Source organism: Cellulosimicrobium sp. E-16, from assembly GCF_049913115.1.
GTDB lineage: Bacteria > Actinomycetota > Actinomycetes > Actinomycetales > Cellulomonadaceae > Cellulosimicrobium.
On sequence record NZ_CP183974.1, the window covers coordinates 1,084,322 to 1,097,388 of the forward strand.

Sequence of the window (13,067 nt, forward strand, 5' to 3'; positions counted from 1 at the left end):
GGGGCGACGGCGCCGCAGCCCCGAGCACCGAGGCCACCCGCGCCGCGGACCCGACCAGGCGGGACTGAGACCCGACCACGGTTCTCCCTCGGGGGTCGGGAGTGCGTCAGCGGCGGGCCAGGGCCCAGCGGAAGGTGTTGCGCAGGAGGTAGGAGCCGTCGGGGCGGCGGAAGGGGCGGGCGGCGGCGAGGACGTCGGGGCGGAGCTCGGCGCGCAGCTCGTCGGACTCGCCGAACATGATCGCGGCCACGACCTCGTCGGCGTCGGCGAGCGGCATCGGCGCGTCCGACACCCCTTCCGCGACGACGGTGAAGCCGTGCTCGGTCAGGAACGCGCCGAGGTGTCCCTCCTCGCGGCTCTCGTCGCTCGGCTCGTGGTCGTCGCCGGCGACGGCCCGCTCGAGCACGGTGAGGTCGTTGAGGGCGTCCTCGGCCCACGTCGCGACGCCGACCAGCTCGCCGACGCGACGGACCTCGCTCAGGGTCTTGGCGACGTCGGTGAACGCGAGGGCGTTGACGAGCGTGACGAGGTCGAACGCGTCGTCGGACCAGGGGAGACGTTCGGCCTGCGCGACGCGCAGGTCGGCGCCCGGGCCGTGCCGGCGGGCGACGTCGATCATCCCGGCCGCCGCGTCGCACCCCGCCGCCTCGGCACCGCGGGCGAGGGCCATGGCGACGAGCTCGCCCGTGCCGCACCCGACGTCGAGCACGCGGCTGCCCGGCCCGATGCCGGCGGCGTCGAGGATCGCCCGCTGGGCCGGGGCGGCGGCGGGCGCCCACCAGCGAGCCCAGGCGTCGGCCAGTGCCGACCACTCGTCGACGTGGTCCACGGTCCCCCTCCGTGCGGGCTCGTCGGTCGGACGGTGAGGTGGTTCAGACGTAGCGCTCGAGGATGCTCGACTCGGCGAGCCGCGACAGGCCCTCGCGCACCGCGCGGGCACGCTGCTCGCCGACCCCGTCGACGGTCATGAGGTCGTCGATGCTCGCGGCGAGGAGCTTCTGCAGCCCGCCGAAGTGGGCGACGAGCCGGTCGATGATCGTCGCGGGCAGGCGCGGGACCTTGGAGAGGAGGCGGTACCCGTGCGGCGCGACGGCGGCGTCGAGCGCGTCGCCGCCACCCGGCAGGTCGAGGACGCGCCCGATCTGGCCGAGGTCGAGCAGCTGCGTGGAGTCGAGGCCGCCGAGCGCCTTCTGGACGTCGGCGAGCGAGCGGTCCTTGCGACCCAGGTCCACGTAGTCGCGGATGACGAACTCGCGGTCCGAGCCGATGCCGCCGATGAGCTCGTCGAGCTGGAGCGCGAGGAGCCGGCCGTCGGTGCCGAGCTCGATGACGTAGCCGGCGATCTCCTCGGAGATGCGGGCGACCATCTCGAGGCGCTGCACGACCGCGCAGACGTCGCGGACCGTGACGAGGTCCTCGATCTCGAGCGCGGACAGCGTGCCGGACACCTCGTCGAGGCGGGCGCGGTAGCGCTCGAGCGTCGCGAGCGCCTGGTTGGCACGCGACAGGATGGTGTCGGAGTCCTCGAGGACGTGGCGCTGGCCGCCGACGTACAGGGCGACGATCCGCATGGACTGGCTCACCGAGATGACCGGGAACCCGCTCTGCTTGGCGACGCGCTCCGCGGTGCGGTGCCGCGTCCCGGACTCGGTCGTCTCGATGGTCGGGTCCGGCAGGAGCTGCACGGCGGCACGCAGGATGCGGTTCGCGTCGCGGTCGAGCACGACGGCGCCGTCCATCTTGGACAGCTCGCGCAGGCGCGTCGCGGAGAAGCCGACGTCGAGGACGAACCCGCCCGAGCACATCTCCTCGACGACCTTGTCCAGGCCGAGCACGATGAGCGCGCCCGTCCGGCCGCGGAGGATGCGTTCGAGACCGTCACGGAGCTCGGTCCCGGGCGCCACGGCGGCAAGGGTCTCCCGGAGCATCTCGTCGGGGTGCGCAGGGGAGTTGGCCACGGACGAATCCTACGCTGTGAGCCCTTTTCCACCCCCGGGAACCCGCGGCAGCGGGCCACAATCCGGTCACGATCCGGTCTCGACGCGCCGGACGGCGCTCGCCCGCGCCGCCCGGTGGTCACCGGTGGGGGCGGGGAGACTCCGGGGCCCCGTCCGGCGTGGCCGCGAAGGAGCGGTAGGCGGAGGTCACCGCGCGCAGGTACGCGGCGATCACCTGCTGCTGCGCGGGCGAGAAGCCGTCGGCGGCGGAGTCCAGGGAACGCCGGAGCGGGTCGAGCTCGGCGCGGACGCGCGACCGGGCGGCCGGGGTGGGCTCGAGGCGGTACCGGCGCCGGTCCGTCTCGTCCCGGACGCGCTCGACGTGCCCGGCGCGCGCGAGCCGGTCCACGACCTCGGTGGCCGACGAGCGCGTGACGGCGAGCCGTGCGCCGAGCTCCCCGGGGCCCAGCGGCTGGTCCGCCAGCGCGACGTGCTCGAGGGCGGCGGCGTCCGTGGCACTCATCCGCAGCCGGTGCGCCAGGGCGGAGGTGGCCTCGCCGATCGCGTCCTGGAGGTCCCGGAGCAGGTGGACCGACAGCGCCGGTCGGGCGTCGGGGTGCTGGCTCATCGGATCAGCCTACAAGCGAGATGCTACGGTAGCCGTACCATCCACCCTCCCCGGAGCCGCCCCATGCCCTCTCCGCTCGCGCCCCCGGCGCAGCACGCTCTCGACGATGCCGCCGCTCCGCCGGACCGTTCCCCCGCCACGCCGCCGGCACCCCGTCGGTCCCGGGTCCGCCGCGTGCTCGTGACGGTCGCGCTCACGCTGCTCGGCCTGCTCGTCGTCGCGGTCGGTGCCTTCCTCGTGTGGGCCGACGACACCTTCGCCGCCGAGCCGGCGGGTCTCGCCGCCGTGCAGGAGGACCCTCGCGTCCGCCTGGACGACCGCGGCGACGTCGTCGTCCTCCGGCCCGCCGGGGAGGGCGACGGCAGCGGCCTCGTGTTCCTCGCGGGGGCCAAGGTCGAGCCGCAGGCGTACGCGGCGACGTTCCAGGAGGTCGCCGCGCAGGGCACGACGGTCGTCCTCGTCGAGCCGTTCCTCCACCTCGCGCTGCTGGAGCGCCGACCGTTCGAGGCCTTCACGGCGCTCGCCCCCGAGGTCGACGCCTGGGCCGTCGGCGGGCACAGCATGGGTGGCGTCCGGGCGTGCACGTACGCCGAGTCGGAGGAGGTGCGCGCCCTCGTCCTCCTCGCGTCGTACTGCCCGCTCGGCGACCTCTCCGGCCGCGCCGACCTGGCCGCCCTCACCGTGACGGGCACGCAGGACGGCCTCGTCGACGAGGAGTCGATCGCGTCCTCGCGGGCGCTCCTGCCGCCCGGCGCCGAGCGCGTGCGCATCGACGGCGCGACGCACGCCCAGTTCGGCGACTACGGCGCGCAGCCGGGCGACGGGACCCCCACGATCTCGGCCGACGACGCGCGGGAGCGCATCTCCGAGGCGGTCGTGCCGTTCCTGGGCTCGGTGGGTCGGTGAGCGCGGAGCAGCGGGTGGCCGACCGGGCGGAGGTCGCGGAGCCCGTGCTGCGGCGGTGGTGGCGACGGCTGCCCGACCGGCTGGACCGGCGGGTCGTCGTGGCGGCGTGGGTCTCCTTCGCCGTCCAGGTGCTCCTCGTGGCGACCGGCGGAGCCGTCCGGCTGACGTCGTCCGGCCTGGGCTGCCCGACGTGGCCCCTGTGCACGCCCGACTCGCTCGTGAGCACCCCGGAGATGGGCGTCCACGGGCTCATCGAGTTCGGCAACCGCACGCTGGCCGGCGTCGTCGGCGTCGCCGCGGTGGTCGTGCTGCTCCTGGTCGTCCGGGTGCGTCGTGAGCGCCGGGACCTCGCGCTGCTCGCGGGCACGGTCGTGCTGGGCGTCGTGGCCCAGGCGCTCGTGGGCGGGGTGACCGTGCTCACCGGGCTCAACCCGTTCGTCGTCGGCTTCCACTACGTCGCCTCGGTCGCGCTCGCGTGCGTGTGCGCGGCGTTCCTCCTCCGCCTCCGAGTCGTCCCCGCGGACGACGGGACGGGTCGCGCGCCCGCGGCGTTCCGGGCCGTGACCGCGGTCCTCGTGGCGACGGCGGTCGTGACGATCCTCCTCGGTGTCCTCACCACGGGGGCGGGGCCGCACTCGGGCGACCTGCAGGCGGGCCGCAACGGGTTCGACGCGACCCTCCTGCAGCACGTGCACGCCTGGCCGAGCTACGTGCTCGTGGCCGTCACCGCGGCGCTCACCGTGGTGGCGTGGGTGCGCCGCATGCCGGTCCGCGGCTGGCTCCTCGCGCTCCTCGCGCTGGAGGGCGTCCAGGTGCTGCTGGGCCTGTACCAGGCGCGCCACGGGCTGCCCGTCCTGGCGGTCGGAGCCCACATGGTGCTCGCCACGCTGCTCGCGGCGGCCACGACGGTCGTCGCCCTGTGCGTCGGCGGGTACGGGCCAGGTCGCAGCCTGCACGTTCCTGCACGTTCCGACGTCGTCAGGCGGGGAGCACGCGGGTCCGTTCGCTGAGCGCACGCACGACGTCCGACGCGGGGTCGGCGTCCGTGACGACGCCGGCGACGTCGTCGAACCCGACCACGCGGAACGGCGACGCGGCCCCGACCTTCTCCGACGAGCCCAGCACGTACGTCTCCGCCGCGCGCGCGGCGAGGGCCCGCTTCGTCGCCGCCTCGTCCGGGTCGCCCGTGGTGAGCCCGGCCTCCGGGTGGATGCCGGTGACGCCGAGCAGGAACAGGTCGGCCGACACGCGCTGGGCGGCCTCGACCGTCGCGGCCCCGCTGGTCACCGCCGAGTGCTTGAAGAGCCGGCCGCCGAGGACGATCACGTCGGCGACCGGGTGCTCGACGAGCGCCGTCGCGACCGTCGGGCTGTGGGTCACCACCGTGCACCGCAGGTCCGGCGGCAGTGCCGCCGCGACGGCGAGGGCAGTCGTCCCGCCGTCGAGGATGACGGTGCTCCCCGGGTCGATCAGGCGGACCGCGGCGGACGCGACCCGCTCCTTGCCCGCGACGGCGACCTGCCGGCGTCCCGCGTAGTCGGCGACCGCGGGCGAGACCGGCAGCGCCCCGCCGTACACACGCTGGCAGAGCCCCTCGGCGGCCAGCTCGCGCAGGTCCCGGCGGATGCTGTCCTCCGAGAGCCCGAGCTCCGCCGCGGCGGTCTTCGCGACGATCTTGCCGTCACGGCGGAGGGTCGCGAGCAGGAGGTCACGTCTCTCGGCGGCCAGCATGGTTCTCCTCGTTTATTCTCGATGATGCACGTTCATGCCTATTCTAGAGGCATGACCCGACCCCTGCTCGTCCTCATCGCCGGCCCCTACCGCTCCGGGACCGACGGCGACCACGCCGCCATGGCGGCCAACCTGCGCCGCCTCGAGGAGGCGGCCTGGCCCGTCTTCGCCGCGGGGCACGTCCCCATGATCGGCGAGTGGGTCGCGCTCCCCATCCTGCGCTCGGCGGGCGCCACGGTGGACGACGACCTGGCGGCGGACGTGCTCTACCCGACCGCGCAGCGCCTCCTGGAGCACTGCGACGCCGTGCTGCGCCTGCCCGGCGAGTCGGCAGGGGCCGACCAGGACGTCGCGATCGCCACGGCCCGTGGCCTCCCCGTCTACCACGACGTCTCCGAGCTGCCCCGCCGCGTCGAGACCTCTGCCGCGAGCGCCCGGTGAGCGGCGTCCCCGGGGTCGACGTGCCCGACCACCGCGGCCGCACGGGACTCGACCGGACAGGTCGCGGGCTGCGGCGGAACCCGGACGTCGTCGTCCGCGACGTCGAGCTCACGTCGCAGGGGTGGCACGTGCTGCGCCGCACGACCTTCGACCTCCGGCGCCGCGACGGGCGCTGGCAGACGCTCCAGCGCGAGACGTACGACCGCGGGGACGGGTCGACCATCCTGCTCCACGACGCCGCGCGGTCGACCGTCCTGCTCACGCGGCAGTTCCGGTTCCCGGCGTACGTCAACGACCACGAGGACGGCATGCTCCTGGAGACGGCCGCCGGACTGCTGGACGACGACGACCCCGAGACCGCGATCCGGCGCGAGGTCGCCGAGGAGCTGGGCGTGACCGTCGGGCCGGTCGCGCGTGTCTTCACCGCCTACATGAGCCCGGGGTCCGTCACCGAGAAGGTGCACTTCTTCGCGGCCTCCTACACCCCGCGCGACCGCACGGGCGCGGGCGGAGGGGTGGCGGCCGAGGGCGAGGACATCGAGGTCGTCGAGCTCGCGCTCGACGACGCGCTGGCGATGGTCGGCGACGGTCGCATCGTCGACGGCAAGACCATCATGCTGCTCCAGTGGTGGGCGCTCGCCGGCGGGCGGTCGGACGGCTGACCGCCCCTGGCAGCGTCCTCAGGTCCGCGCGAGCTCGACGGCCTCGCCCAGGTGGCGCGCGGGGAGGATCGTCATGCCCTCCACGGGTCGCGGGAACGACCCCCGCGGCACGACGGCGCGCGTGAAGCCGAGGCGCGCAGCCTCGGCGAGGCGGCGGTCCAGGCCCGTGACGGGGCGGATGTCGCCCGCGAGGCCGACCTCGCCGAACGCCACGGTGCCCTGCGGCAGCGCCTCGTCCTCGCGCGCGGAGAGCACGGCGAGAGCGATCGAGAGGTCGGCGGCGGGCTCGGTGACCTTGGCGCCGCCGACGGTCGACGCGTACACGTCCTGGTCGACGAGCCGGACGCCCGCATGGCGGTGCATGACGGCGAGGATCATCGCGAGGCGGCTCGAGTCCACCCCGCTCGTGGTCCGGCGGGGGTTGGTCAGCGAGCTGGGCACGACGAGCGACTGGATCTCGAGCGCGAGCGGGCGCCGCCCCTCGAGCGTCACGGTGACGCACGTGCCGGGCGACCCGGCGCCGGTGTGCGAGAGGAACAGCCCGCTCGGGTCGGCGAGGCCGACGATGCCGTTCTCCGTGAGGTCGAAGCAGCCGACCTCGTCCGTCGGGCCGTAGCGGTTCTTCACGGCGCGCACGAGCCGCAGGCGCGAGTGCCGGTCGCCCTCGAACTGGCACACCACGTCGACCAGGTGCTCGAGCGTGCGCGGCCCGGCGACGGAGCCGTCCTTGGTCACGTGGCCCACGAGGACGACCGGCAGGTCGCGCGCCTTCGCCGCCGCGATGAGCGACGCCGCGACCTCGCGCACCTGGCTCACACCGCCGGGCGCCCCCTCGACCTGGGCGGACGCGATGGTCTGCACGGAGTCCACGACGAGCAGGTCCGGCTCGGTCGCCTCGATGTGGCCGAGCACGGTCGCGAGGTCCGTCTCGGACGCCAGGAGCAGGCCGGGCGCGAGGGCGCCGACGCGCTCGGCGCGAAGCCGCACCTGCCCGGCCGACTCCTCGCCCGTGATGTAGAGGACGCGCCGCGGCGTCGGGGCCGGGCGGGCGCCCTCGGTCGCGCGCTCGCCGACCGGGCGCACCGTCGGCAGGTCCGACCCGCCGGCCGCGACGTTGCTCGCGACCGCGAGGAGCAGGGTCGACTTGCCCACCCCCGGCTCCCCGGCGAGCAGGACCACCGCGCCCGGCACGATGCCGCCGCCGAGGACGCGGTCGAACTCCGAGACGCCCGTCGGGGTCGCGCGCGCCGCCTCGACGCTGATCTCCCCGATGGGGCGGGCGGGCGAGCGCGTCGGCGTGACGGCGGTCGTGCGGGGACCCGAGGCCGCGGGGGCGTCCTCGGTCACCGTTCCCCACTCCTGGCACTCGCCGCAGCGCCCCACCCACTTCGCCGTGGTCCAGCCGCACTCGGAGCAGCGGTAGGCGGGGCGGGCTCGCTTGGCGGCCCCGGAGCGGGCGGCGGTGGTCGACGACGTCACACGCCCCAACCTAGCCACGACCGCCGACACCGGCGCGACGCCGCGACGAGAGCGCCTCCGCGCGGGATGCTGGGCGCATGCGCAGGCTCCCGCACGACAGCCCGTGGTGGACCCTCATCCTCACGGCCGCGTCCACGACGGCGTGCCTCACGGTCTACTACGGGGTGCCGTTGCCGACCGACGAGGCCCCGGAGGTCGTCCAGCTCGTCGCGTTCGGCGTCGGGCTGGCGCTGCTGTGCGCGCTCCTCGTGGTCCAGGTGCGCCGTCAGCTCCGCGCCTGGGGGACGCCGAGCGTCCGGGTCCAGTCGGTGATGGGGCTGCTCCTCCCGATCGTCACGTTCTTCGCGCTCGCCTACTACCTCATGGCCGACCAGTTCGTCGGCATCGCGAACCGCACGGACGCGCTGTACTTCGCCGTGGTGACGCTCGGGACCGTCGGGTACGGCGACGTCCACCCGGTCGGCGAGGGGGCGAAGATCGTGGCGATGATCCAGATCGTGCTCGACCTCGTCGTGGTCGGTCTTCTCGTCTCCATCGCCACGACGCGTGCCCGCGTGCGTGCGGAGCGCCACCACGAGCACGGGCCGCAGTCCGAAAACCGGGTCGGCTGACTTTCTCTCCCGCACCTCGGCCCCGACGCGGCCGTGACGTGCTCTCGCGCGACATCCCGCGGTTCCTCGATCCCTGCGCGCAGCGGCGAGGTCCGTGCGCTGCGGTCCTCACGCGAACTCCCACCGAAAACCATTGCGATCTGGTTTCCGGGTGTGGCATGGTCGGCACCGGACGACCGGCTCGACGACGAGAGGTGCACGCCCGTGACGACGCGAGCGCGACGACGGCCCGCACGCCGCACCGCCGAGGTGCGCGGCGCCGTCGGCCCGCCCGTCACGACCGCCACCCCGCGCGCGACGACGGTGCCGCGACGACGGCGGTGACGCGTCCGACCCCCGCTCGCGGGGGCGTCACCGTCGGCCGGCCGCGCACCCGGCACGTCCTGCCCGCCGGCACGGGCTCCACGACCGTGCGCCCCGGGGGCCGAGGGAACTCCCGGGGCGCACGACCTCCACGCAGGACCCGCAGGCCGCGCCGCGCGGCCCGATCGTCAGGAGACCAGGCCATGACCGACAGACCGACCGCCCGACCGTCGCACGGCGGGGACCGAGCGAGACGAGCGCTCGCGAGCGTGCTCAGCGCCGGGCTGGCGCTCACCGGGATCGCCGCGACCGCGGCCCCGGCGGCCGCCGCGGACCCGTACACGTTCACGAGCACCGAGAACCCGATCCTCGGTGACGGGAGCTACTACTCGGCCGACCCCGCGCCGCTCGTCGTCCCCGCGGGCGCACCCGGCAACGACACGGACGGGGACGCGCTCTACGTCTACACCGGCCACGACGAGGCCGGCCCGACGCGCAACGACTTCGTCATGAACGAGTGGGGCGCGTTCGTGACGAGCGACGTGGACGCGGGGGAGTGGACGCACCACCCGTCGCTCATGCGGCCCGAGGACGTGTTCGAGTGGGCGACGCCGGGCCGCGCGTACGCGGGGCAGGTCGTCCAGGGCGTCGACGGGCGCTACTACTGGTACGTCCCCGTGAACGAGGCGAACAGCCCCGCGAGCGACGCGTTCGGCATCGGCGTCGCCGTGTCCGACTCCCCGACGGGCCCGTGGGCCGACCACGTCGGCGCGCCGATCATCTCCCAGAGGGTCCCGACCCCGAACACGATCCACAACATCGACCCCACGGTCCTCGTGGACGGCGAGGGCGACGACGCCCGCGTCTACGTGTGGTGGGGCAGCTTCTCGAACCTGCGCATGCTCGAGCTCGCGCAGGACATGAAGACCCCGGTCGGCCAGGTCCGGACGGTCACCGGGCTCACGGGCTTCTTCGAGGCGGCGTGGGCGTTCGAGCGGGACGGGACGTACTACCTGGCGTACGCGGGCAACAACGCGGGCCCGACGTCGGCGTGCACCCCGGCGAACTACCACGCGTGCATCGCGTACGCGACGGCGTCGACCCCCCAGGGGCCGTGGACCTACCGGGGCACGGTCCTCGCGCCGGTGTCGTCGACGACGAGCCACCCCGGCATCCTCGAGTTCGACGGCGAGTGGTGGATCGCGTACCACACGGCCGACGCCGAGGGCGGCAACCACTTCCGGCGCTCGGTCGCGATCGACCGCGTCGAGTGGGACGACACGCAGTCGCCGCCGCGCATGAAGCCGGTCGTCACGACGCCCGCCCCGGTCAAGGACACGACGCCTCGCGCGAACGTCGCGCAGGAGGCGACGGTCACGGTCTCGAACGAGCCCGTCCCCACGCAGTACTGGAAGAAGGCGCTCAACGACGAGATCGTGCGGCCCAACCCGCTGCCCCCGGACATGTGGGGCACCTGGACGGGCAGCAACCCGCCCCAGCAGTGGGTCCAGTACACGTGGGACCGGCCGATGCGCCTCGCCGGCTCGCAGATCGAGTTCTGGAACGACCAGCCCCAGGGCACGGGCGTCGGTGTCGCCGCCCCCGCGTCGTGGCGCATCCAGTACTGGGACGCCTCCGACGGCGGCGCGTGGGTCGACGTGCCGAACCCCAGCGCCTACGGCACCGGTACGAGCGGCTTCCAGGACACGACGTTCGACCCGGTCACGACGACGCAGGTGCGCGCCGTCCTCGACGCCTCGACGAACGGCAGCACGTACTCGGCCGTGGCCGTCGAGGAGTGGAAGGTCCTCGCCGAGCAGCCCGCCGCCGTCGACCCGCCCGGGGTGACGGTGGAGGTCGGCGAGACCGCCCTGCCGGGCACGGTCCCGGTGACGTTCGCGGGTGGCGAGACCCTCCAGGTCCCCGCCTTCTGGGACGTGGTCACCGCCGACGACGTCGCCGCGCCCGGCACCTTCGCGGTCGAGGGGTCCGTGCTCGGCTACGCGGGCGGTCGCGTGAGCACGGAGGTCACCGTGATCCCGGCCGAGGCGGCGGAGGGCGACGAGACCGCGCCGACCGTGACGCTCACGCCGCTGGGCAGCGCCGGCAGCGACGGCTGGTTCCGCTCCGACGTCCGGGTCCGGGTCGACGGCGCCGACGACTCGGGCGGGCGCGTGGTCCTCACCACGCGTGTGGACGACGGCGCCCCGGTCAGCACGGAGCCGGCGCGGACCACGGAGGTCGCCGTGACGGGCGACGGCGAGCACCGCGTCCTCGCGACGGCCGCAGACCGTGCGGGGAACGTCTCGGACGAGGCGGCGCTCGACGTCCGGATCGACCGGGTGGCGCCCGTCAGCGCGGGCGTGCTCGACGAGGCCGCGCGGACGGTGACGGTCACCGCGACCGACGCGACGTCGGGCGTCGCCCGCGTCGAGTACGCGATCGGCACGGGCGCGTGGCAGACCTACGCCGGCCCGGTGGCTGCCCCGGACGCGAGCCAGCACCGGGTGTCGTTCCGGGCGGTCGACGTCGCGGGCAACGCGGAGACGCCGAAGGTCGTGACCGTCCCCGCGGACGTCTCCGGGCCCCTCACAGGCAACGTCGCACCGATCGCCGCGGCGAGCGCGTCGTACACCGCGGGGTGGAACAGCGTCGGCGCGCTCCACGACGACGCCGACCCGGCGAACCCGAGCCAGGCCCAGATCTGGGGCACCTGGTCGGGTGCCCGGCCCGCGACCCAGTGGGTGCGGTACGACTGGTCGCGACCGATCCGCCTCACGGGCGCCGAGCTGAAGTTCTGGCGGGACTCGAACCCCGGCAGCGGCGACGGCGTCGTCCGTCCGGACTCCTGGGTGCTCGAGTACTGGGACGAGGCGGCGCAGGCGTGGGTCCCGGTAGCGAACCCCTCCGGGTACGGCACGAGCACGACCGCGTTCAACACCGTGACGTTCGACCCCGTCACCACGTCGCGCCTGCGGGCGACCTTCTCGGCGAACGGGAACGGGACGACCTACTCCGCGGTGGCGGTCACCGAGTGGCGGGCGTTCGCGGACGACCCCGGCACGGGCGGTCCGGAGCCCGAGCTGCCCGTCACCGTCACCGCGCAGGCGCGCTGCCTCGCCGGGAAGGCCTACGTCGCCGTGGTCGCCACCCACGGTCACGACGCCCCGGTCGACCTGGTGCTCGAGACGCCGTACGGCACGCGGTCGTTCCCGGCGGTCGCCCCGGGGAAGAGCGCCTACCAGTCGTTCGCGGTCCGCGCGGCGACGGTCGAGGCAGGCACCGTCGTCGCGCGGGCGACGGGCTCCGTCGACGGCGTCGAGATCACGACGGAGACCGAGGCGGAGCACGCCGCTCTGGGCTGCGGGTGACGATCACCCGGGACCCGGAGGGATGACAGGCGGGTGAACCGCCGACGCGTGCCCGACACCCCGCACGAGCGCGGGGGGTCGGGCACGCGCGCGTCCTACGCTTGGCCGCAGAGCCCGGGCCTGCGAGGACCGGGCCCGCGAGGACCGAGACCAGCGGAGGTACGCGCGATGAGCCAGCCGCCCGGCGGGAGCCCGACGGGACGCGCCGCCACCCCGGCACGCCCCGCGACCGCCGGGGGGTCGTCGCCGCGTCGGCCCACCGACGCCGTGGGCGCGAGCGACCGACGCCACTCCCGGCCCGCGTCGGCGGCCGTCTACCGGCGCCGCCGGCTCGTGGTGATCGTCGGGCTGCTGCTCGTCGTCGGTCTCGTGGTCGCGCTCCTGGCCTGGGGATGGCCCGGCTTCGCCCGCGCGGACGCCGCGGCGGACCCCGAGCCGACGGTCACGGTCACGGCCGACCCGCCCACACCGACGCTCGAGCCCGCCGCCCGGACCGGGACGACCGCGTTCGCGACGGCGCTGCCCGACACCGTGCTCGACCTGGTGCTGCGCAGCGACTCGGCGACCGACGCGTGGACCGCGGCGCGGGCCCTCGAGGCGTACGAGCTCGTCTACGCGGACGGCGAGGGGGACGACGCGACGACGGTCACGGTGGTCGCGGGTCAGTGGCCCACGGTCGCCGAGGCGGAGACCGCCGCGACGGACCTCGTCGCCGCGGCCGGCGAGCCGACGGACACGGGTGACGTCGAGGTCGCGGGGGAGGTCGCGGGCACGTACGCCGTGACGCCCGCCGCAGACGGCCAGGCGACCGTCACCTGGCGCAACGGCACCGCGGTCCTGCAGGCCACCGGGCCCGCCGACGTCGTCACCGACGTGTACGAGGCCTTCCCGCTCTGACCGTCCTCGACGCCGGCACGGACCCGCCCCGAGCGCTGCTCGCCCCTGGCGGGCACCGTCCCGGGGAGCCCGCGGCGCCCGCGACGGCGTCCCCACGGGCG

The 13,067-nt window shown here is 75.2% G+C and carries 12 protein-coding genes; 7 read left to right on the forward strand and 5 right to left on the reverse strand.

The window, feature by feature from the left end:
* Window positions 1-106: 106 nt before the first annotated feature.
* The 3 genes from ACN9MS_RS04770 to ACN9MS_RS04780 all read right to left on the reverse strand — a co-directional run bounded on the left by ACN9MS_RS04770 (window position 107) and on the right by ACN9MS_RS04780 (window position 2,565).
* Complete coding sequence (locus ACN9MS_RS04770; protein WP_426310959.1) at window positions 107-829, reverse strand: class I SAM-dependent methyltransferase; 723 nt, start codon at window positions 827-829, stop codon at window positions 107-109.
* A 43-nt stretch (window positions 830-872) separates the two neighbouring features.
* Window positions 873-1,958 carry a DNA integrity scanning diadenylate cyclase DisA gene (gene disA, locus ACN9MS_RS04775; RefSeq protein WP_141389547.1) on the reverse strand — a complete coding sequence of 362 codons (1,086 nt, stop codon included), beginning with the start codon at window positions 1,956-1,958 and terminating at the stop codon, window positions 873-875.
* A 118-nt stretch (window positions 1,959-2,076) separates the two neighbouring features.
* Window positions 2,077-2,565, reverse strand: a complete 489-nt coding sequence (locus ACN9MS_RS04780) for a MarR family winged helix-turn-helix transcriptional regulator (RefSeq protein WP_426310960.1) — start codon at window positions 2,563-2,565, stop codon at window positions 2,077-2,079.
* Between the two features lie 63 nt (window positions 2,566-2,628).
* On the opposite strand from ACN9MS_RS04780, the gene ACN9MS_RS04785 reads away from it, so the two are divergent.
* Window positions 2,629-3,471: an alpha/beta hydrolase gene (locus ACN9MS_RS04785; RefSeq protein WP_426310961.1), complete on the forward strand. Its 843-nt coding sequence runs from the start codon at window positions 2,629-2,631 to the stop codon at window positions 3,469-3,471.
* Window positions 3,468-4,481: a COX15/CtaA family protein gene (locus ACN9MS_RS04790; protein ID WP_426310962.1), complete on the forward strand. Its 1,014-nt coding sequence runs from the start codon at window positions 3,468-3,470 to the stop codon at window positions 4,479-4,481. The genes ACN9MS_RS04785 and ACN9MS_RS04790 overlap by 4 nt, the downstream gene beginning before the upstream one ends.
* Here the strand turns inward: ACN9MS_RS04790 and ACN9MS_RS04795 are convergent.
* Complete coding sequence (locus tag ACN9MS_RS04795; RefSeq protein WP_426310963.1) at window positions 4,450-5,202, reverse strand: DeoR/GlpR family DNA-binding transcription regulator; 753 nt, start codon at window positions 5,200-5,202, stop codon at window positions 4,450-4,452. The two genes, ACN9MS_RS04790 and ACN9MS_RS04795, sit on opposite strands and share 32 nt — an antisense overlap.
* 51 nt (window positions 5,203-5,253) lie before the next feature.
* Between ACN9MS_RS04795 and ACN9MS_RS04800 the strand changes: the two genes are divergently transcribed.
* A complete protein-coding gene (locus ACN9MS_RS04800) occupies window positions 5,254-5,643 on the forward strand; it encodes a DUF4406 domain-containing protein (RefSeq protein WP_426310964.1) in 390 nt (129 codons plus the stop codon).
* Entirely contained in the window at window positions 5,640-6,305 is a 666-nt protein-coding gene (locus ACN9MS_RS04805; RefSeq protein ID WP_426310965.1) for an NUDIX domain-containing protein, read from the forward strand. Before ACN9MS_RS04800 ends, ACN9MS_RS04805 begins: the two co-directional genes overlap by 4 nt.
* Window positions 6,306-6,323: 18 nt before the next feature.
* Here the strand turns inward: ACN9MS_RS04805 and ACN9MS_RS04810 are convergent, their stop codons facing one another.
* Window positions 6,324-7,784, reverse strand: a complete 1,461-nt coding sequence (locus ACN9MS_RS04810; protein WP_426310966.1) for a DNA repair protein RadA — start codon at window positions 7,782-7,784, stop codon at window positions 6,324-6,326.
* A 77-nt stretch (window positions 7,785-7,861) separates the two neighbouring features.
* Between ACN9MS_RS04810 and ACN9MS_RS04815 the strand changes: the two genes are divergently transcribed.
* From ACN9MS_RS04815 to ACN9MS_RS04825, 3 genes are all read left to right on the forward strand, one after another.
* Complete coding sequence (locus tag ACN9MS_RS04815; protein ID WP_426310967.1) at window positions 7,862-8,395, forward strand: potassium channel family protein; 534 nt, start codon at window positions 7,862-7,864, stop codon at window positions 8,393-8,395.
* Window positions 8,396-8,901: 506 nt separating this feature from the next.
* Window positions 8,902-12,069 carry a family 43 glycosylhydrolase gene (locus ACN9MS_RS04820; RefSeq protein ID WP_426310968.1) on the forward strand — a complete coding sequence of 1,056 codons (3,168 nt, stop codon included), beginning with the start codon at window positions 8,902-8,904 and terminating at the stop codon, window positions 12,067-12,069.
* 168 nt (window positions 12,070-12,237) lie between these two features.
* Window positions 12,238-12,966 (forward strand): hypothetical protein, encoded by a 729-nt coding sequence (locus ACN9MS_RS04825; RefSeq protein ID WP_426310969.1) that lies wholly within the window; start codon window positions 12,238-12,240, stop codon window positions 12,964-12,966.
* The last annotated feature ends 101 nt before the right edge of the window (window positions 12,967-13,067 follow it).